Annotated in this window: 13 protein-coding genes; 3 read left to right on the forward strand and 10 right to left on the reverse strand. The window is 72.7% G+C overall.

The genetic code is table 11. The features are described 5' to 3' along the window. Positions 1–22 precede the first annotated feature (22 nt). Positions 23–2068, forward strand: a complete 2046-nt coding sequence (locus ACWY4P_RS15835) for a glycoside hydrolase family 31 protein (protein ID WP_456211196.1) — start codon at positions 23–25, stop codon at positions 2066–2068. Between the two features lie 120 nt (positions 2069–2188). On the opposite strand, the gene ACWY4P_RS15840 is transcribed toward ACWY4P_RS15835, so the two are convergent. The 3 genes from ACWY4P_RS15840 to ACWY4P_RS15850 form a co-directional block, all read right to left on the reverse strand. Beyond that, positions 2189–4378 (reverse strand): MMPL family transporter, encoded by a 2190-nt coding sequence (locus tag ACWY4P_RS15840; RefSeq protein ID WP_456211197.1) that lies wholly within the window; start codon positions 4376–4378, stop codon positions 2189–2191. A gap of 120 nt (positions 4379–4498) precedes the next feature. Then, positions 4499–5167: a response regulator gene (locus tag ACWY4P_RS15845; protein ID WP_456211198.1), complete on the reverse strand. Its 669-nt coding sequence runs from the start codon at positions 5165–5167 to the stop codon at positions 4499–4501. Further along, positions 5164–6315 carry a sensor histidine kinase gene (locus ACWY4P_RS15850; RefSeq protein WP_456211199.1) on the reverse strand — a complete coding sequence of 384 codons (1152 nt, stop codon included), beginning with the start codon at positions 6313–6315 and terminating at the stop codon, positions 5164–5166. The genes ACWY4P_RS15845 and ACWY4P_RS15850 overlap by 4 nt, the downstream gene beginning before the upstream one ends. A gap of 215 nt (positions 6316–6530) precedes the next feature. Here ACWY4P_RS15850 and ACWY4P_RS15855 point away from each other — a divergent pair, with 215 nt between their 5' ends. Continuing rightward, the gene (locus ACWY4P_RS15855) at positions 6531–6689 is read left to right on the forward strand and encodes a hypothetical protein (protein ID WP_456211200.1); all 159 of its coding nucleotides are present in this window, start codon (positions 6531–6533) and stop codon (positions 6687–6689) included. 59 nt (positions 6690–6748) lie between these two features. Here ACWY4P_RS15855 and ACWY4P_RS15860 read toward each other — a convergent pair whose 3' ends face one another. The 5 genes from ACWY4P_RS15860 to ACWY4P_RS15880 are packed head-to-tail and all read right to left on the reverse strand — an operon-like array spanning position 6749 to position 13232. After that, a complete protein-coding gene (locus ACWY4P_RS15860) occupies positions 6749–7450 on the reverse strand; it encodes a glycoside hydrolase family 12 protein (RefSeq protein ID WP_456211201.1) in 702 nt (233 codons plus the stop codon). Next, positions 7420–9471 (reverse strand): beta-galactosidase, encoded by a 2052-nt coding sequence (locus ACWY4P_RS15865; protein WP_456211202.1) that lies wholly within the window; start codon positions 9469–9471, stop codon positions 7420–7422. The genes ACWY4P_RS15860 and ACWY4P_RS15865 overlap by 31 nt, the downstream gene beginning before the upstream one ends. 52 nt (positions 9472–9523) lie before the next feature. Next, positions 9524–10480, reverse strand: a complete 957-nt coding sequence (locus ACWY4P_RS15870) for a carbohydrate ABC transporter permease (protein ID WP_456211203.1) — start codon at positions 10478–10480, stop codon at positions 9524–9526. Further along, a complete protein-coding gene (locus ACWY4P_RS15875) occupies positions 10477–11550 on the reverse strand; it encodes an ABC transporter permease (protein WP_456211204.1) in 1074 nt (357 codons plus the stop codon). Before ACWY4P_RS15875 ends, ACWY4P_RS15870 begins: the two co-directional genes overlap by 4 nt. Then, the gene (locus tag ACWY4P_RS15880; protein WP_456211205.1) at positions 11550–13232 is read right to left on the reverse strand and encodes an extracellular solute-binding protein; all 1683 of its coding nucleotides are present in this window, start codon (positions 13230–13232) and stop codon (positions 11550–11552) included. The genes ACWY4P_RS15875 and ACWY4P_RS15880 overlap by 1 nt, the downstream gene beginning before the upstream one ends. A gap of 329 nt (positions 13233–13561) precedes the next feature. On the opposite strand from ACWY4P_RS15880, the gene ACWY4P_RS15885 reads away from it, so the two are divergent. Beyond that, positions 13562–16609: a glycoside hydrolase family 3 C-terminal domain-containing protein gene (locus ACWY4P_RS15885; protein ID WP_456211206.1), complete on the forward strand. Its 3048-nt coding sequence runs from the start codon at positions 13562–13564 to the stop codon at positions 16607–16609. 129 nt (positions 16610–16738) lie between these two features. Here the strand turns inward: ACWY4P_RS15885 and ACWY4P_RS15890 are convergent, their stop codons facing one another. Beyond that, positions 16739–18199, reverse strand: a complete 1461-nt coding sequence (locus ACWY4P_RS15890) for an aldehyde dehydrogenase family protein (RefSeq protein WP_456211207.1) — start codon at positions 18197–18199, stop codon at positions 16739–16741. Between the two features lie 210 nt (positions 18200–18409). Further along, positions 18410–20317 carry a PucR family transcriptional regulator gene (locus ACWY4P_RS15895; RefSeq protein WP_456211208.1) on the reverse strand — a complete coding sequence of 636 codons (1908 nt, stop codon included), beginning with the start codon at positions 20315–20317 and terminating at the stop codon, positions 18410–18412. Between the last annotated feature and the right edge of the window lie 54 nt (positions 20318–20371).

Here is a 20371-nt window from a genome sequence, read left to right on the forward strand (position 1 = left end):
CCGCACCCCGAGGAGCGTCATCGTGAACCAGTCCCCACCGGTCACCGAATCAGCGTCGCTCGCCCAGTCCTCCATCACCGTCGGCACCTTCAGCGAGCGCGACGGCGCGCTGGAGTGGACCGGGCGGCAGGAGACCGTACGTCTGGAGCCGTGGGGGCCCGACGCGATCCGGGTCCGCGCCCGGCTCGGCGGGCCGCTGCTGGAAGACCTGCCCGGCGCGCTCCTCGACGGCCCGCCGAAGGCGGCCGCCAGCGTGGCGATCGAGACCGGGGAGGCGTCGCTGACCTGCGGCGCGATCACCGCCCGGATCGCCGCGGACGGCATGATCCGGTTCGAGACCACCGAGGGCGGCCGGGAGCTGCTCGCCGAGCAGCGCGCGCACTTCTGGTGGCCGGGGCCGCGGCTGCGCACCGCCACGGGCAACGGCTACCACCGCATCGAGCAGCGCTTCAAGGCGTACGAGGGCGAGCGGCTGTACGGCCTCGGCCAGCACCAGCACGGTCTGCTGGACCAGAAGGGCGCCGTGATCGACCTGGTGCAGCGCAACTCCGAGGTGTCGATCCCGGTCCTCACCTCCAGCCGCGGCTACACCCTGCTGTGGAACAACCCGGCCATCGGGCGGGTCGAGCTGGCCGCGACCGGCACCCGCTGGGTCGCCGACAGCGCACGCCAGATCGACTACTGGATCACGGCCGGGGACCCGGCCGCCGCGCAGCGCCGCTACTCCGCGGTGACCGGCCGCGCGCCGATGCTGCCGGAGTGGGCGGCCGGCTTCTGGCAGTGCAAGCTGCGCTACCGCACCCAGGAGGAGCTGCTGACCGTGGCCCGCGAGCACAAGCGGCGCGGGCTGCCGATCGACGCGATCATCTGCGACTTCTTCCACTGGACGCACCTGGGCGACTGGAAGTTCGACCCGGCGGCCTGGCCCGACCCGGCGGCGATGACGCGGGAGCTGGACGAGCTGGGCATCAAGCTGGTGGTCTCGGTGTGGCCTTCGGTCTCCCCGCTGAGCGAGAACCACTCCACGATGGAGCAGCGGGGCTTCCTGGTCGGCACCGAGTACGGGCCCACGGCGCACGCCGACTGGCCCGATGTGCGCGAGGGCGAGCGGATCCACGTCGCCTTCTACGACGCGACTCATCCGCGGGCCCGGGAGTTCATGTGGTCGCGGGTGCGGGAGAACTACCTGGAGCCGTACGGGATCCGCGCCTTCTGGCTGGACGCCTGCGAACCGGAGCTCAAGCCCGGCTTCCCGGCGAATCTGCGCTACCACGCGGGGCCGGGCCTGGAGGTCGGCAACCTCTACCCGCGCGAGAACGCCCGCGCGATCCACGAGGGCATGCGCGCGGCGGGCGAGGAGGAGGTGGTGACCCTCAACCGCTCGGCGTGGGCGGGCAGCCAGCGCCACGGGGCCGCCCTGTGGTCCGGCGACATCGGCACGGACTTCGCGACGCTGCGCCGGCAGATCGCCGCCGGTCTGAACGTCGCCCTCTCCGGCATCCCGTGGTGGAACACCGACATCGGCGGCTTCCACGGCGGCGACCCGGACGACCCGGCGTACCGCGAGGTGCTGATCCGCTGGTTCCAGTTCGGCGCGCTGTCGCCGATCATGCGGCTGCACGGCTTCCGCGACCCGGGGCTGCCGCTGGGGCCTGGCATGACCGGCGGCCCGAACGAGGTGTGGTCGTACGGCGAGGAAGCCGAGGGCGTCCTCGGCGCGTATCTGCGGCTGCGCGAGCGGCTCAAGCCGTATGTGCTGGCGCAGATGCGCGCCGCCCATGAGGAGGGGCTGCCGCCCATGCGCCCGCTCTTCCTCGAGTTCCCCGGCGACGAGGCGGCCTGGGGCGTCGCGGACGCCTTTCTGCTGGGTCCCGACCTGCTGGTCGCCCCGGTCCTGGAGGCGGGCGCGACCGAGCGTGCGGCCTACCTCCCGGCGGGGGCGCGCTGGACGGACGCCTGGACGGGCGAGAGCTGGGAGGGCGGCACGACGGTGACCGTGCCCGCCCCGCTGGACCGGATCCCGCTGTTCCTGAGGGACGACGCGCGGCTGCCGGTGCGGGAGCCCTGACGGGCGGCCGCCCGCCCGGCGAGCGCCCTTGAGTTCCGCGTGCCGCCGCTTCCTGGGGGGAGCGGCGGCACGCGGTCGGGCCCTCCGGACGCGTCCGGCCGGTCCCGGCTGGCGCCCGTCTCAGCCGTCGGCCGGCCGCTCCAGCGCCACCTTCGGCAGCCGACGGGCGAGGGGGGCGGGCAGCCACCAGGCGTGCCTGCCGAGCAGCCGCATGACGGCCGGCACGATCAGGCAGCGGATCACCACCGCGTCCAGCAGGACAGCCGCCGCGAGTCCCAGGCCGAACTGCTGGAGCATGCGGCTCGGGCTGAGCACGAAGGCGGCGAACACCACGATCATGATGGCGGCGGCCGCCGTGATCACCTTGCCGGTGGCCGCCAGCCCCTCGCGGACCGCGTGGGAGTGGTCCTTGGTCCGCTCCCACTCCTCGTGGATGCGGGAGACCAGGAACACCTCGTAGTCCATGGAGAGGCCGAAGACGATCGCGAAGATCATCACGGGGATGAACGCCTCGATCGGGCCGGGCTGGGCCCCGAACCAGCCCTCCTGGAAGACCAGCGTGATCACACCCAGCGCGGCCGCGATGGACAGCAGGTTGAGCAGCGCGGCCTTCAGCGGGATCAGTACGGACCGGAAGACCACCATCAGGAGCAGCGCGGACAGGCCGACGACGACGGCGACGAACAGCGGCATCCGGTCCGCGACGGAGTCGGCGAAGTCCTGTGCGGCGGCGGTGGGCCCGCCCACCAGGTATTCGGCGCCGGTGCGCTCGCCGAGCCGCGGCAGGACGCGGTCGCGCAGCGTGTGTACGAGGTCGGCGGTGCCCTCGTCCTGCGGAGAGGTGGTGGGGAAGGCGAGGACCGTGGAGACGGCGCCGTCTTCCGAGGGCAGCGGCGGCGTGGTGGCGGCGATGCCGTCGGTGCGCGCGAGCGCGGTCCGCAGCGCCCGGGCGGCCGCCGCATCGCCCTCGCTCACCACGACCAGCGGGCCGTTGAACCCGGGCCCGAAGCCCTCGGCGAGCAGGTCGTAGGCGCGGCGGCTGGTGGACGTCGTGGGGTCGTTGCCCGCGTCGGCGAAGCCCAGGCGCAGGCCCAGCGCGGGGGCGGACAGCGCGAGCAGCGCCACAACGGCGGCCAGCAGCGCGGGCAGCGGGCGCCGCTGCACGGCGAGGGCCAGGGCCCGCCAGCGCCGGCCCTCCTCCTTCCCCTTGGACCGGGCCCGTTCGGCGCGCCGCAGCACCTGGCGCCGGACGCGCCCGCCGAGGACCGCCAGCAGCGCGGGCAGCAGGATCAAGGAGGCCGCCATGGTGACCAGCACGGTCAGCGCGACGGCGAGCGCCACGCCCCGCAGGGCGCCCAGGCCCAGGGCGACCAGGCCGAGCAGCGCGATGATGACGGTGCAGCCGGCGAAGAAGACCGTACGACCGGCGGCGTCCAGCGCGATACGGGTGGCGGCGTGCGGGTCGGCACCGCGGATGAGTTCGTGCCGGTAGCGGTAGAAGATCAGCAGCGCGTAGTCCACGCCCACCCCGAGCCCGACGAGCATCATGACGGGCGGGGTGAAGTCGGCGACCGTGAACACATGCGAGGCCAGGGCGATCAGACCGATCGCGCCACCCACCGCGAACACCGCGGTGACCAGCGGCAGCGCGGCCGCCACCAGCGAGCCGAACAGCAGGATGAGGATGACCAGCGCCGCGAGCATGCCCGCGCCCTCCGCGGCTCCGCCCGCTTCCTCCTCGGCACCGCGCACCGCCTCGCCGCCGAGCGCGACCGTGAAGCCGCCTCCCCCGGCGGCCTCGGCGGTGTCGATGATCCTGGCGATGTCCCCCTTCGCCACCTCCTCCGCCTTGCCGTCGAGGGTGACGGTCGCGTAGCCGACGGTGCCGTCCCGCGAGATCGCGGAGGCGTCCGCGTACGGACTGCGCACCTCGGTGACGGCGGGCAGGCCGCGGACCCGGTCGAGCGTCTTCTCGATGGCGCCGCGCTCCGCGCGCAGCCCGTCCTCGTCCCCGTCCTCGTCCTTGAAGACGATCTGCACGCTGTCTCCCGCCTGCCGGGAGCCGTGCTCGGTCAGCAGGTCGGTGGCGGTCTGCGAGTCGGTGCCGGGCAGGGCGAAGTCGTTGCGGTAGGCGCTGCCGGCCGCCTGCGATCCGGCGGTGATCGCCGCCACCACGAGGACCCACAGGAGCAGGGCGCCCCAGCGGTGGGTCTGGGACCAGGCGGCGAGGCGCCCGAAGGCGCCTGCCGGGTGGGGGGTTCGGCCCGCGGGGGGCTCGGTCGTCGCGGTGGTGTCACTCGTGTCGCTCATGGCCCGCAGCATCCGGGCCCGGATCGCCCCGCGGCGTCCGCCCGGGGCGGACACCTGCCGTACCCCACCGGTTGCCTGGTGCCGGGCCCGGGTACTCCCCCGGTCGTGTAAGGAGCCGCGCTACCCGGCCAGCCAGCCGGGGCTGACCATGCCGGACTCGTAGGCCAGCACCACCAGCTGGGAGCGGTCCCGGACGTCCAGCTTGGTCATGATGCGGCTGACGTGGGTCTTGGCGGTGGCCGGGCTGAGCACCAGCCGCGCGGCTATCTCGCCGTTCGTCAGCCCGGCGGCCACCAGCTCCATCACCTCGCGCTCGCGGTCGGTGAGGGCGCGCAGCCTCGGGCCCGGCTCGGGGGCTCTGACCCGCCCGGCGAACTCCGCGATCAGCCGACGGGTGACGGAGGGGCTGATCAGCGCGTCGCCGCGGTACGCCACCCGCACGGCGTGGATCAGCTCCTCCGGTTCGGTGTCCTTGACCAGAAAGCCGGTGGCTCCGGCGCGCAGCGCGCCGTACACATAGTCGTCCAGATCGAAGGTGGTCAGGATGACGACCTTGACGCCCTCCAGGCGGGGGTCGGCGGTGATCCGGCGGGCCGCCTCCAGGCCGTCGGTCCCGGGCATCCGGATGTCCAGCAGCGCCACGTCGGGGCGCAGCTCGCGGCAGGCCGAGACGGCCTCGTCGCCGTCACCCGCCTCGGCGACCACCGAGATGTCGTCCTCGTCCTCCAGGATCGAGCGGAATCCGGCGCGCACCAGCCGCTGGTCGTCCGCCAGCAAGACCTTGATCATGGTTGCCATGATGCCCCGTTCAGGTGCGGCAGCCGGGCCCGTACGGCGAAGCCACCGTCCGGCCCGGGTTCCCTGGGGCCGGCGGTCAGTTCGCCGCCCAGCGCGCGTGCGCGCTCGCGCATGCCGCTGATGCCGCTGCCAGGGGCGGTCCGGTCCGCGCCGCGCCCGTTGTCCGCGATCTCGATCCGGACCTCGCGGGGTGCGTGGCCCACGTGGACGGTGACGGCCGTGGCCCGGGAGTGACGGACCACATTGGTGAGCGCCTCCTGGACGATGCGGTACGCGGCCAGCTCCACTTCGGTGGGCAGCGACACCGGCTCGCCGCTGGTGTGCGCGCGCACCTCGAACCCGGCCGACCGCGCCGACTCGACGAGTTCGCCGATCCGGGCCAGGCCCGGCGGCGGCGCCGTGGGGGCCTCCTCGTCGACTTGCCGCAGCAGGTCGAGGGTCGTCCGCAGCTCACGCAGCGCCTCGCGGCTGGACTTCTTGATCGCCGCAAGGGCCGTCTCGGCCTGTGCCGGGTCCTTCTTGATGCGGTGCAGGGCGGCCGCGGACTGGACGCTGATGAGGGAGATGTGATGGCCGATGACATCGTGCAGCTCCCGGGCGATGCGCAGCCGCTCCTCGCCGGCCGCGCGCTGCTCCACCTCGCGGACGTAGGTCAGGCGGCTGTGGCGCACCCAGCCGAGCGCGACCACCGCGACCAGCCAACCGGTGAGCATGAAGAGGGCGACCCCGTTGACGTCGTCGTTGCCCGCCAGCGTCCCGACGCCGACGGCGACGACGCTCAGCGCGGCGATGGCAACGGCCGCCCGCAACTGTCCCTCGGCCGCGACCGCGTACAGCGCGACCACGACCGCGACCAGGAGCGGCCCGTCGTAGACGCTGGTGAGGTAGTAGGCAGCGGTGGCGGCCAGCACTCCGAGGGCGACGGCCACAGGACTGCGGCGGCAGAAGCAGAGCGCCCCGCAGGCGGCGACGATCATCGCCCAGCCGAAGACGGTGACCGGCCAGGGTTCCTCGCGCACGCCGATGAGCGGCCTCATGCCGCCCACGGCAGCCAGCACGAAGACCCCGCCGGCCAACGCCACGTCCGCCCACCGGCCGCGTGGCGGCCGCAGACGCGCCAGAGCGCCGTGAGAGACCATGCGCCCACCCTAGGACCGACGCGTGTACGTGTCGTTCCTCCGCGCGGTGGAACGGAGCGGGTCCATGCCGCAACTCGGGGAGTACGCGCGGCGCCGGGGCCGCAACCGGAGGGGTACCGCGGGTGTCGGCCGAGGGCCGATGTCCCATCGCGGGCCGTCCCCCACGATGCGGGTATGGACGCGTCCGACAAGCCGTCGTCGGTCTGAGTGACGCGTTGGGAAAACCGGCGACGCCCGTGCTGACCGGACGGCTGCAGGGTCCCCTCGCCCACCCGATCGCGATCGTCCCGCTCTTCGCCGTCAACGCCCTGTGGGGCGCCCTGTGCGGGGTGTGCGCGGTGGGCCTGCGCCGGATGCGCGGCCGGCGCCCCTGAGCGCCGTGTGCCGCCGCTGCCCGGGGGGGGAGCGGCGGCACACGGTCGGGCAGGCGGGATCAGCTGAAGGACACGCCGAAGCTGTTGGTCTTGAAGTCCAGCCCGCCGGACGAGGAGGTGATCTCGTAGCCGAACTGGACGTCGCCGATGGTGACGTCGCCGAACCAGCCCTTGGTGTTCTTGATCCAGTTCACGATGGCCTTGATGTCCACGGAGCCGGAGGTTGAGTTTGAGGTGCGGATGAAGGAGAAGACCTCGTTGGCGCCGTTGCTGCCCTTGTAGACGGTCCAGCTGTGGCCGCCGAGGGTGAGGCTGCCCTGGGAGGTGCCGAGGGGACCGACCGGGCCGGTCTTGTTCATCCAGAGCATGATCTCGTAGTCGTAGTTGGTGTCCCAGATGTCGTACGAGGTGTTGTACGCGCCCGAGGACGGCACGGTGACGTTGTAGCTGCTGTTCAGGCTGTTGATGGCGCTGACCTTCTTGCCGACGACCCGCTTGGCGTTGGGGTAGGACTTGATGCCGCCGGTGTTGGGGTGGTTGGCCCAGACGCCCCAGTCGCTGGACGAGTTGGCCCAGATGGTCTGCGATCCGGCGCCGGAGCCCCAGATGTTGTTGTAGAGCGTGTAGCCGCCGGTGGACCAGTTGCCCCACTGCTCCGAGGAGGACCAGGTGGCGGCGTGGGCGGGGGCGGCGGCGAAGCCGATGAGCGCGAGGAGCGCGAACAGCGGGGTCAGGAAGAGCTTTCGGGCGGCTCGGTGCACGGTGCTGCTCCCTTCGGGTGGGGGGAATCGAGCGGAGCCAGGACCACGGCCGCATAGCGGTCGAGATGGACCTGTGTGTCGTACACGCGGCCGGTGAGCAGGTCGGTCCGCGCGGACGGGAGGGGGACGGCCGCGGGGGCGCGGCCGTGATTGAGGAGGAAGAGGTGCTCGCCGCGGGACACGGCCTCCACGCCCTCGGGGAGGCCGGGCAGCGGTGGCCGCAGCCCCGCCTCGTCGGCGGCGCGGGCCAGCAGCGCGCGCAGCGCGGCGGGCTCGGGCAGGGTGGAGACGTACCAGGCGGTGCCGGCGCCGTGGCGGTTGCGGGTGATGGCGGGCCCGCCGTCGAGTTCGCCGCCCTTGATCCGGGCGACGGTCTCGGCGGTGGACGGCTCCAGGTCCTCGGACCAGAGGGTGGCGGTGAAGCCGGCCGGCCAGGCGGGGCCCTGGGCGGTGAGGGTCTCGCCCTCGTCCAGCGGCCACCACTCGTGGACCGTGCGGATGCCGAGGAGCTCGCGCAGCCGCTGGTCGACGCCGCCCGGGCGGACCCGGTCGTCCTCGTCGGCGACTCCGGTGAAGAAGCCGCACACGAGGGTGCCGCCGCCGCGTACATAGCCGGCGAGGTTGTCCAGCGCCTCGTCGGTGAGCAGATACAGGTGGGGGACGGCGACCAGGGCGTAGTCGGTGAGGTCGGCGTGCGGGTGGGCGAAGTCGGTGGTGAGGTTCTCCTCCCACAGAGCCTGGTGCCAGGCGCGCACCACCTGGGGGTAGTCGAGCCGGGCGGAGGGGCGGCCGTCCTGGACGGTCGCCCACCAGGCGTGCCAGTCGTGCAGGATCGCGGCGCGCGCGGGGACGCCGCGGCCGACGACGCCGCCGAGCCGGCGCAGCTCGGCGCCGAGCCCGCGGACCTGCTGGAAGGTGCGGCTGTGCTCACCCGCGTGCGGCACCATCCCGGAGTGGAACTTCTCGCTGCCCTGCCGCGACTGCCGCCACTGGAAGAAGCAGACGCCGTCCGCGCCGCGCGCCACGGCCTGTAGCGACCACAGGCGCATCAGCCCGGGCGGCTTGGGGTGGTTGACGCCGCGCCAGTTGACCGGGCCGGCCGCCTGCTCCATGAGGACCCAGGGGCCGCCGGCCTGGGAGCGGGTCAGGTCCTGGATCATCGCCCCGTACGCGGCGGCGTGCGGGTCCTTGGGGTCGGGGTAGACGTCGACGGACACCACGTCCTCCTCGGCCGCCCACGCCCAGCCGTCCTGGCCGATGAACAGCGGCATGAAGTTGGTGGTGACGGGGATGTGCGGGGTACGGGCGGCCAGGACGTCGCGCTCGGCGGTGAAGCACTCCAGCAGGGCGTCGCTGGTGAAGCGGCGGAAGTCCAGCGCCTGGGCGGGGTTGATCAGATACTGGGCGCGGCGCGGCGGAATGATCTCCTCCCACGAGTCGTAGCGCTGGCTCCAGAAGGCGGTGCCCCACGCCTCGTTGAGCGCGTCGAGACCGCCGTACCGGGTGCGCAGCCAGCGGCGGAAGTGGCCGGCGGTGGTGTCGCACCAGCAGTGGGTGCCGTATTCGTTGCCGACGTGCCACATGCGCACCGCCGGGTGGCCGCCGTAGCGGTCCGCCAGGTCTTCGGTGATGCGCAGCGCGTACTCGCGGTAGAGCGGGGAGGAGGCGCAGAACTGGTTGCGCGAGCCGTACCAGACGGTGGTGCCGTTCTCGTCGCGCGGCAGGGTCTCGGGGTGGCGGGCGCCCATCCACGGGGGCGGGGAGGCGGTCGGGGTGGCCAGGCACACCTCGATGCCGCCCTCGTGGAGCAGATCCAGGACCGTATCGAGCCAGCCGAACTCGCGGGCGCCGGGGCGCGGTTCCAGCCGGGCCCAGGAGAAGACCCCGACGGTGGCGGTGGTGACCTGGGCCTCGCGCATCAGCCGTACGTCCTCGCGCCAGACGCTCCGCGGCCACTGCTCGGGGTTGTAGTCGCCGCCGTAGAGGATCCGGCCGCGGGTGACATCGCTCAGCTCGGGCATCGCGCTCTCGCTTCGGGTCCGGGGGTACCGCTGGGCGGCGCCGGCTTGTGGGCTAGCCCTTGATGGCGCCGGTGAGCATGCCCTTGGTGAAGTGCTTCTGGACGAACGGGTAGAGGACCACGACCGGGATCAGGGCGAGCACCATGACGGCCATCTGCACCGCCAGGCCCGGGACCTGGCTGCTGGAGATCATCTGGGACATGCCCTGGGGCGCCTGCTGCTTGATGACCAGCTGGCGCAGGATCATCTGCAGCGGCCACATGTCCTGGTCGTTGAGGTAGAGCATCGCGTTGAACCACTGGCTCCAGTAGCCGACCGCGTAGAAGAGGGAGACGACCGCGATGACCGCCTTGGACAGCGGCATCACGATCTGCAGCAGGATCCGCCACTCCCCCGCGCCGTCGATCCGGGCGCTGTCGATCAGCTCGGGCGCGGTGGTCTGGAAGAAGGAGCGCAGCACCAGGATGTTGAAGACCGAGATGGCGCTGGGCAGGATCATCGACCAGTAGCTGCCCTCCAGCCCGACCCCGGTGACCAGCAGATAGGTCGGGATCAGGCCGGCGTTGAAGAACATGGTCACGAGCAGCACCATCAGGATCGGCCGGTGCAGAAAGGACCCCCGGCGCGACAGGCCGTACGCGCAGAGGATCGAGACCACCGTGCTGATCACCGTGCCCACGGCCGTCAGGGCGAGGCTGACGATCGCCGCGCGGGTGACCGTGCCGCCGCCGAGCAGCTCGGAGTAGGCCCGGAAGGTGATCGTCTTGGGCACGATGACCAGCCCGCCGGCCTCGGTGATGGCCTTCTGGTCGGAGAGGCTGGTGACCACCACCACCCACAGCGGCCCGAGGATCGCCAGGCACACCCCGAGCAGGGTGGCGCCCTTGACCCCCTGGCCGGCCTTGCCCGGCTCCTCCTCCCACACCGGGCGTCTGCTGTCGCGGCGCCGCGGCGCGGCCGGGGCGGGCGACGCGGCCGGCGCGGGCGCGCTCTGCGCGGTCACCGTCATTTCTGGTAAACCCCCTGCTCGCCGAGCATGTGGGCGACTTTGTTGGCGATCAGGACGAGCACCAGGCTGAAGACGCCCTTGATCAGGCCGCCAGCGGCGGCGATCCCGTAGTCGGTGTTGGCGATGCCGACCCACCACACATAGGTGTCGAAGACCTCGGAGGCGCCCGGCCCGACCGCGTCGCGCTGGAGCAGGATCTGCTCGAAGCCGACGGTGAGCGAGTCGCCGATGCGCAGCACCAGCAGCAGGGCGATCACCGGGCGCAGCGCGGGCAGCGTGACATGCCACATCCGCCGCCAGCGGTTCGCCCCGTCCACCGCCGCCGCCTCGTAGAGGTCCTGGCTGACGGCGGAGAGGGCGGCGAGGAAGACGATGACGCCCCAGCCGCCGTCCTTCCACACCAGCTGCGCGGAGACCAGGAACTTGAAGACGCCGGGGTCGGTCATCAGGTCGAAGCCCTCGTGCCCGTGGCGGCGCAGCTGCTGGGCGAGCAGCCCGGCCCCGCCCAGCATCTGCTGGAAGACCGTGATGACCAGCACCCAGGAGAAGAAGTGCGGCAGATACAGGATCGACTGCACCACGCCCCGGATCCGCTCGCTGAGCACGCTGTTGACCAGCAGCGCGAGCGCGATGGTGACGGGGAAGAAGAGCACCAGCTGGATGAAGGTGATGCCGAGGGTGTTGGCGAAGGCGTCCCAGAAGCGGTTGTCCTCGAAGAGGAGGGTGAAGTTGTCGAAGCCCACCCAGGGGCTGGTCCACAGCCCCTGGGTGAACGGGTCGTAGTCCTTGAAGGCGACCGTGGTCCAGATCAGCGGGACGTAGTTGAACAGGGCGAGCAGGCCGACGGCCGGCAACACCATCAGCAGCAGGGTGCGGTCCCGGCGCAGCCGCTGCCACCACCGGATGCCGCCGTCCGGCGCCGCGCGCGGCGGGGCGGGCGCGGCGGGACCGTCCGGGCCGCCGGGGCCGCCGCGCCGCGCGGATCTCGCGCGGCGCCGGGGCCGGCGCGGCCCGCCGGCCCGGCTGCCGGTGTCCGCAGGGGGCGCCTCCCAGCGGTAGCCGGGGGACATCAGGCGCCGCTGCCGTTCTTCTCCAGAATCTTGGCGTACCAGTCGCGGAGCTTGTCGCCGCCGCCGCTGCGCCAGTCGCTGACGGCGCTCTGGGCGTCACGGATGGACTTGCGGCCGCGGACGACGTCCTTGGCCAGGTCCTCGAAGGGGGTGTAGAGCGAGGCGTAGCGGTTGGGCTCCTGGATCTGCATGCCGTAGAAGAGGGGCTTCTTGGCGAACTTGCCCATGCGCTGCATCCAGCCGCAGTAGTCCTTCACCATCTGCGGGAAGTCCGGGTACGCGACGGTGGCCTCGGGCGAGACGATGAAGCGGTAGGTGTCCTGGACCTCGATGACGCCCTTGGAGTTCTTGACCGGGGCGCCGTGCTTCACGGTGTGGTGCACGCCCTCGACGCCGTAGTCGATCAGGCGCTGCTCCTTGGTGCCGTAGGGCGCGGCGATGTAGTCGGCGAGGGCCAGGATCTCCTCGATCTGCTCCTTGGACAGCCTCTTGTTGAGGAAGGACCAGATGTTGGCGGGCGGGCCCAGGAAGAGGGTGGGGTCGCCGCCATCGGCGCCGAAGTAGTCCATCCCCTGGATCTTGAAGTCGGGGTTGGGCTCGGCCTGTTCGAAGGTGGCGCCGTACCACTTGGCGTCGCCGTCGTTCATGATGAGCGACTGGCCCGAGGTGAAGCGGGTGAGTGAGTCGTTGGCCTTGCCCGCGACCGCGTCGGGGTGGACATAGCCGCTCTTGAAGAGCTTGCGGCACCACTCCAGCGCCTCGAGGTAGTTGTCCAGCTCGACCTTGTGGACGAGCTTGCCGTCCTTTTCCACCCAGTAGAACGGCTTCTCCCCCGGGCAGCCGAAGAAGATCTGCGCCGACCACCACATGTCCTCGCACGCCCACACCTTGCTCTTGGGCCGGGTGATCTCCTTGGCGAGGGCCAGGAATTCATCGGGGCTCTTCGGGACCTCGTAGCCCTCCTTCTTGAAGATGTCCTCACGGTAGAAGGGGATCACACCGCTGAGCGGGCGAGCGGGCATGGGCAGTCCGCGGAGCTTGCCGCCGAAGACCGACATCTGCCAGGCGGCGGTGGGGATGGCGGCGAGGTTCGGGTACTTCTTGGCCTTGTCACCGGACAGATACGGGCCGAGGTCGGCGAACTTGGCGCTGATCGCTCCCTGAAGCTTTCCGCCCATCTCCCACTGCGGGATCATCACGATGTCCGCGATGTCCCCGGAGGCCAGGACGGCGCTGAGCTTCTCGCCGTAGGTGTTGCCGTCCTGCGGCTGGAAGGTGATCTTCGTGCCGAGGGCCTCGTTGACGGCCTTGTAGTAGGCGCTGTTCTTGGGCGGCGGGGTGCCCCACAGCGGTTCGAAGACGGTGTAGCTGCCGCCGTGGCCCGGCTTGCCCTTGACGGAGGCGACCAGGTCGGCGGCGGGCTTGGCCTGGGTGAAGCCGGGGCTCGAGCCGTTCACGCTCGGGATGTCCGGCTTCACCACGTGGGAGGCCACATAGGTCGGCAGCAGCTTCTTCAGGTCCTTGCCGGATGTCGTACCGCCCTTGCCGGTGCTCTCCTCGGTGGAGCACGCGGACAGCAGCGGGACCCCTCCCGCGACGGCCACCGCGGCGACGGCCGCGGAGGACAGGACGGTTCTCCGGCTCGGAGTGGAAGTGGAGGCCGAAGCCTGGGAGTTCGGCATTGCGTCAACCCTTCGTGGCGTACCCGCCGTGCGACCGATGGTCGAAGCGCTTCGATATTGCGCTGAGGTTAAGTCGGGGGGTGAGGTCGCGCAAGAGCGGTATCCAAAAGATTCCTTGGGGACCCGTGGGCGGGTAAGGAGGCCTGTGCGGCGGTCTGTGCAGACCTGCTTCATCGGGACATTCCCGCAACATCATGACGTCGTGGGGTTGTTGTCACTTCGAGCCTTGACATCCAGGTGACGCGGGCCCAGCATCGAAGCGCTTCGAATGACGCGAACCACACCTCCGACCTCAATGACACCTCCGACCTCCGTGAGGGGATCCGCACGTGAGCGGCTGCCAGGCCAGCGAGTTGACGAGTCACCCCTTCGGCGACTTCCGCGATCCGCGGCTGCCGGTCGGCAAGCGGGTGGAGGACCTGTTGGCGCGGCTCACCCTCGACGAGCGGATCGCGATGCTGCATCAGTTCGCCCCCGGGGTGGAGCGGCTGGGCCTGGCGCCCTTCCGCACCGGGCAGGAGGCGCTGCACGGCGTGGCCTGGATGGGGCCGGCGACGGTCTACCCGCAGGCGGTGGGGCTCGGCGCGACCTGGCATCCCGAGTTGCTGCGGCGGATCGGCGAGGCGGTGGCCACCGAGGTACGGGCCATGCGCGCCCGCGACGAACGGGTGGGGCTCAATGTGTGGGCGCCGGTGGTGAATCTGCTGCGCGACCCGCGCTGGGGCCGCAACGAGGAGGGCTACGCCGAGGACCCGTACCTCACCTCCGCGCTGGCCGCCGCGTACACACACGGACTGCGCGGCGACGACCCGGCCCGCTGGCGCACCGCGCCCGTCCTCAAACACTGGCTGGCGCACAACAACGAGACCCGCCGGGACACCACCTCCTCCTCGGTGCGGCCGCGTGTGCTGCACGAGTACGACCTGGCGGCCTTCCGCGGGGCGGTGCGGGCGGGCGCGGTGGCGGGCGTGATGCCCGCGTACAACCTGGTCAACGGGCGGCCCAACCACGTCTCCCCGTATCTGCGGGAGCACTTGCGCACCTGGACCGAGCAGGAGCTGGTGGTGTGCTCCGACGCGGGTGCGCCCTCCAACCTGGTGGACTCCGAGCACTACTTCGACACCCACGAGGAGGCGGTGGCCGCGGCCCTGCTGGCCGGGGTGGACAGCTTCACCGACCACGACCAGGACGCGTCGAAGACCATCGAGCGGGTGCGGGGCGCGCTGCGGCGCGAGCTGATCGACGCGTCGGTCGTCGACACGGCGGTGCGGCGGCTGCTGGCCATGCGGTGCGCGCTGGGGGAGTTCGACCCGCCCGCCGACCCGGCGGAGACGGCCGGATTCGACACGCCGGGGCACCGGGCGCTCGCCCTGGAGGCCGCCGAGCAGGCCGTCGTCCTGCTCAAGAACGACGGGCTGCTGCCGCTGTCCGACGCCACGTCGGGCACCGTCGCGGTGGTCGGCCCGCTCGCGGACGAGTGCAAGCTCGACTGGTACAGCGGCAGCCTGATCCGCCGCAGCACGCCGCGCGAGGCGCTGGTGGAGCGGCTCGGCGCGGAGCGCGTGGTGTTCGTGGAGGGGACGGACACCGTGCGGCTGCGCACCGCGGCGGGGTGGGTGCGGGTGCCGGACGCGGCGGTCGAGGAACGAGCGCGGGAGGGCTCGTTCAACCCGGCGCACGCGGCCGGGCGCACCGATCTGCCGCCGGTGACCGTCGGTCCCGCGCCCACCGATCTGGCCCTGACCGACTGGGGCGGCGGCGTACTCACGCTGCGCGCGCCGTCGGGGCGCTGTCTGACCGTGGCCGAGGACGGGTTCGTACGGGCCGCGGCCGAGCAGCCCGGGGGCTGGGTGGTGCAGGAGACCTTCACGCTGGAGCGGCACGGCGACGGACATCTCCTCCGGCACGGGGGAACGGGCGGGTACGTCTGTGTCGCCGCCGAGGGCCTGAAGGTTGCCGTGCCGGACGGGTCGGCGGAAGTGGCGAAGGCGGAAGTGGCGGAAGTGGCCGAGGCGGCGGAGGCGGCGGAGGTCTTCACGCTGGAGGTCGTCGAACGCGGCGAGGACGCGGTCGCGCGGGCGGCCGCGGAAGCCACAACCGTGCTGGTCCTGGCGGGCAACGACCCGCACATCAACGGCCGCGAGACCGAGGACCGCACCACCCTCGCGCTGCCCGCCCAGCAGGACCGGCTGTGGCGCGCCGCCCACGCCGCCAATCCGCGCACCGCCCTGGTGCTGGTCTCCAGCTATCCGTACGCGGTGGGCGAGGCGGCCGACGCGCTGCCCGCGCTCCTGTGGACCGCGCACGGCGGCCAGGCGGCGGGGACCGGGCTCGCCCGGGTGCTGTTCGGCGATGTCTCACCGGCCGGCCGGCTCCCGCAGACCTGGTACGCCGGCGAGGAGGAGCTGCCGGACCTGCTCGACTACGACATCATCGCGTCCCGCGCCACCTATCTGTACTTCGACGGCGCGCCGCTGTTCCCGTTCGGGCACGGCCTGTCCTACACCCGCTTCGAGTACGGGGACCTGTCGGTGCAGCAGACCGCGGGCGAGGGTGAGGGTGCGGGTGAGGGTGCGGGGGCCGTGCTCGCGGTGGAGTGCGAGGTCACCAACGTCGGCCCGCGCGACGGCGACGAGGTGGTGCAGATCTATGTCAGCGCCCCGGGCGCGCGGGTCCCGCGCCCGCACCGCCAGCTCATCGCCCACCGCCGGGTGCCGCTGCGCCAGGGCGAGACGGCGCGGCTGTTCTTCACCGTCCCGGCCGAGGAGGCGCTGGGCTTCTGGGATGTGGCACACGGCCGCTGGACCGTCGACCCGGGCACGTACGAGATCCACGCCGGCGCGTCCAGCGCGGACATCCGGCGCACCGCCTCCGTCACTGTCGACGGCCCGCCGCCCGCCCCGCGCCCGGTGCTGGAGCGCGGCCTTACGGCCGCGGACTTCGACTCGGCCGACGGGGTCAGGCTGGTGGACCTGACCAAGGTGCGCGGCGACGCGGTGGCCAGCGGGGACGACGCGATCGGCCGGCTGCTCTTCCGCGCCTGCGACTTCGGAGCGGGCGCGCGGACGGTCACCGTCGAGGCGGCACGCGCGGAGAGTACGGAGAACGCGAAGAACACAGAGAACACAGAGAACGCAGAGAACGCAGAGAACACGGACGGCACCGGGGTGGGGGCGGGTCGGGCCGGTGCGGCGGCGGTCGAGCTGCACCTGTCCGACGGCACCACACTCGCCACGGTCGCCATTCCGCCGACCGGCGACCCGTACCGCTACACCACCGTGGGCGCCGCCCTGCCCACACCCCCGTCGGGCGTGCACGACCTGCACATCACGCTGCGCGGGGCACTGAGACTGGCCCGTCTCGGCTTCTCCGGTTGAGGGTCCGGAGCCGCCACAGGACGGGCCCGGCCCGATATCACGGGCCCGGCCCGGTATGACGGGCCACGCGCCCACGCGGAGGACCTACGTCACCCTCCGCGTGGGCGCTCTCCATGAGTCAGCCACGCCTCACAGGTCGAGGCCGGTGAGCACGAGGACCCGCTCGTAGGTGTAGTCCTCCATCGCGTAGCGCACGCCCTCGCGGCCCTCGCCGGACTTCTTGGTGCCGCCGTAGGGCATCTGGTCGGCGCGGTACGACGGCACGTCGCCCACGATCACGCCGCCGACCTCCAGCGCGCGGTGGGCGCGGAAGGCGGTCTGCAGATCGCGGGTGAAGACGCCCGCCTGCAGCCCGTACGGGGAGTCGTTGACCGCGGCGAAGGCCTCCTTCTCGCCCGCCGCCGCGCGCACGATGAGCACCGGCCCGAAGACCTCCCCACAGGAGACCGCGGCGCCGGCGGGCACATCGGCGAGCACCGTCGGGGCGTAGGCCGCGCCCTCGCGCTTGCCGCCCGTCAGCACCCGCGCCCCGCCCTGGACGGCCTCCTCCACCCAGGCCTCGACTCGCTTCGCGGCGTCCTCGCTGACCAGCGGGCCGACGTCGGTCGCGTCGTCGGAGGGGTCACCGGTGACCTGGGCATCGACGGCCGCGACGATCTTCGGTACGAGCCGCTCGTAGACGGACGCGTCCGCGATCACCCGCTGCACGGAGATGCAGGACTGCCCGGCCTGGTAGTTGGAAAAGGTCCCGATGCGGCTCGCCGCCCAGTCCAGGTCGGCCTCGGAGGCGTAGTCCCCCAGCACGACCGCCGCGCCGTTGCCGCCGAGTTCCAGCGTGCAGTGCTTCAGCGGCACGGACTCCTTGATGGCGTAGCCGACCTTGTCGGAGCCGGTAAAGGAGATCACCGGCAGCCGCTCGTCCTGGACGAGCGCGGGCATCCGGTCGTTGGGCACCGGCAGCACGCTCCAGGAGCCCGCGGGAAGGTCGGTCTCGGCCAGCAGTTCGCCGAGGACCAGCGCGGACAGCGGCGTCGCCGGGGCCGGCTTGAGGATGATCGGCGCGCCGACGGCCAGCGCCGGGGCGACCTTGTGCGCGCACAGGTTCAGCGGGAAGTTGAACGGTGCGATGCCCAGCACGGCCCCGCGCGGAAAGCGGCGGGTCAGCGCCAGCCGCCCGGTGCCGCCCGGGTCGGTGTCCAGCCGCTGCGCGTCCCCGCCGTTGAACCGGCGGGCCTCCTCTGCGGCGAACCGGAACACGGAGACGGCCCGGCCGACCTCACCGCGCGCCCACTTCATGGGCTTGCCGTTCTCGGCGGAGATGAGCCGCGCGATCTCCTCGCCGCGCTCGGCCAGCCGCCGCGAGACATGGTCCAGGGCGGCGGCCCTTACGTACGCGGGGGTGGCGGCGAACTCGTCCTGAACGGCGGCGGCGGCCGCGACGGCCTCCTCGACCTGGGCCTCGGTGGGAATGCTCACCGCGCCGACGAGGCGCCCGTCCCAGGGGGACGTGACCTCGACGGTGTTCTCGCCCGTGGCCTCGCGGCCGGCGAGCCAGAACGCGTGGGTGACGGCTTCGTTTGTGTCTGGCACAGCGGATCCCGACCCTTCCGGAAGTGGTGGGGTGATGGTGCGGAGGTGTCTCCACCTCCACCGTAGGCGCGGCCGTGCCGGATGCCGTTTGTCCGGCGCGTAGCAGTCGGCCCCCGCCTCGCGCCGCATTGGCGTGGCGGGGGCCTGACGGCGCCGTTGGGTGGTCAGCCGTGCTGCCTCTCAGCCGCGCTGGGCTCCTTATTGGGCTCCTTACGCGGTCGCCTTCAGGGCCAGCCACAGCTCCATGCGCACATCGGGGTCGTCCAGCGACCGCCCCAGGATCTCCTCGACGCGGCGCATCCGGTAACGGAGGGTGTGCCGGTGGACGCCGAGGTCGGCGGCCGCCGCGTCCCACTGGCCGTGCCGGGACAGCCAGGCCCGCAGCGAGGCCACCAGGTCGCCGCGGCCCGTCGCGTCGTGCTCCCGCAGCGCCCGCAGCATGCCGTCGGCGAAGGCCCGTACGGCGTCGTCGGCCAGCAGGGGCAGCACGGAGCCCGCGGCGACCTCCTCGTGCTCGACCAGCACCCGGCCGCGCCGCCTGGCCACCGAGAGCGCCTGCTCCGCCTGGCGGTAGGCGGCCGCGGCGGCCGTCGGCCCCGCCGGGGCGGACAACCCGATCACGAGGTCGTCGAGGTCGTCGCCCGGGAGTACGGCGCTGCGGTCACGCGGGCGGACCGCGGTGCCACGGAGGCTCTCGACCGCCTTGGCGTGCTCGGCGCAGACGGAGACCGCGGCGCCGCCGTCGGGGGCCAGCACGATGAGGCGCTCGCCGTCGGGCACCACGAGTACGGCCTCGCCGGTGCGGGCGGCGGCCGCCTCCATGGCGTCGGCGAGCGAGCCGAGGGGGTCGTCGGCGGGGGCCGCCTCGGCCGTGGCCGCGCCCGCGCCCCTGGTCGCTCCGGTTCCCTTACGGGTACGGGCTGTCGCACCGCCCGGGCCCGAACTGCCCGGGCTCGTACCGCCCGGGACGGCACCACTCGGCCCAGCACCGCCCGGGACGGCGTCTGCCGGGCTCTCCGCCGACGACTCCGCCCCGCCCCCGCCCCCGCCCCCGCCGGCGGCGGCGCCCGGCTGCTGCGGCCCGCCGCCGGGCGCGGCCTCGGCGACGAGCATCCGGAACGGCGCGTCGAGCAGACCGCCGTACAGCTGCCCGGCGACCGCCCGCGCGTGATCGGGCTCGCCCGCCAGCAGCATCCGCAGCACGGCGGCGCCGAGCCGCTGCTCGGCCTCCTGAAGGGCACGGGAACGCTCGGTGGTCAAGGTCAGCAGCGCCACCGCCGAATGCACGGCGTAGCGCTCGGCGGTGCCGAGGGGCGCGCCCGTGCCGACCGCCAGAACGCCACGGGTGCGGCGGCCGGTGCCCAGCGACTGCAGCTCCACCCGGTCCGCGGCCGCCTCATCGGCCGAATCCACACCCTCGGCACCGCCGCTCCCCTCGGCACCGCCGCTCCCCTCACCGTCCCCGTCCCCGGCGCCTTCTCCGCCGACGACAGCACTGGCGGGGGCCGGCCGGGCACGCAGCCGCTCCACGTCGGCGGTGAGCCGGGCGGCCCGGCGGGCCGCCCAGTCGGGGGCGGCGGCGACCACCGCGCCGGAGGCGTCGTACAGCGCCGCCCAGCCGTCGAGATGCGCCGCGAGCCGGGCGAGCAGCGCGGCAGGCCCCTCGGCGCCGATCGCGGCGCGAGTCAGCTCGCGCTGCGCCTCGAACCCGGCGGTCACCGCGCGGTACTGGTCGGCGGCGATGGCCGCGGACACGGCCTTGCTGATGGCGATGAAGGGCGTACGCCGCGGCACTTCCAGCAGCGGCAGGCCCTCCTCCTTCGCCGCGGCGACGAGCGCGGCGGGCACCTCGTCGTGGTTGACCCCGACCGCGAAGCCGAGCCCCACCACCCCGGCACCGGCCAGCCGCCGCACATAACGGCGCATCGCCTCCGGGTCCTCGGCGTCGAGCTTCATCGCGGTGGTCAGCAGCAGCTCACCGCCCTCCATATAGGGCACGGGGTCGGCGAGCTCGCTGACATGCGCCCAGCGCACGGGCGTCTCCAACCGGTCCTCACCCGCGAGCGCGGACAGCTTCAGCGCGGTGTGGTGGACCAGTGAGGCGAGGGTGGGAGGCATGGCACCTTCGGTGGACTTCGGCGCGAGGACTTCGCCGTCCCGTATGAACGGCTG

Source organism: Streptomyces sp. LZ34 (assembly GCF_053890475.1).

Excerpts from the sequence above, each read along its gene's own strand:
- ACWY4P_RS15840 (WP_456211197.1), bottom strand. The coding sequence starts at position 4,378 with ATGAGCGACACGAGTGACACCACCGCGACGACCGAGCCCCCCGCGGGC.
- ACWY4P_RS15845 (WP_456211198.1), bottom strand. The coding sequence starts at position 5,167 with ATGATCAAGGTCTTGCTGGCGGACGACCAGCGGCTGGTGCGCGCCGGA.
- ACWY4P_RS15850 (WP_456211199.1), bottom strand. The coding sequence starts at position 6,315 with ATGGTCTCTCACGGCGCTCTGGCGCGTCTGCGGCCGCCACGCGGCCGG.
- ACWY4P_RS15865 (WP_456211202.1), bottom strand. The coding sequence starts at position 9,471 with ATGCCCGAGCTGAGCGATGTCACCCGCGGCCGGATCCTCTACGGCGGC.
- ACWY4P_RS15870 (WP_456211203.1), bottom strand. The coding sequence starts at position 10,480 with ATGACGGTGACCGCGCAGAGCGCGCCCGCGCCGGCCGCGTCGCCCGCC.
- ACWY4P_RS15875 (WP_456211204.1), bottom strand. The coding sequence starts at position 11,550 with ATGTCCCCCGGCTACCGCTGGGAGGCGCCCCCTGCGGACACCGGCAGC.
- ACWY4P_RS15880 (WP_456211205.1), bottom strand. The coding sequence starts at position 13,232 with ATGCCGAACTCCCAGGCTTCGGCCTCCACTTCCACTCCGAGCCGGAGA.
- ACWY4P_RS15895 (WP_456211208.1), bottom strand. The coding sequence starts at position 20,317 with ATGCCTCCCACCCTCGCCTCACTGGTCCACCACACCGCGCTGAAGCTG.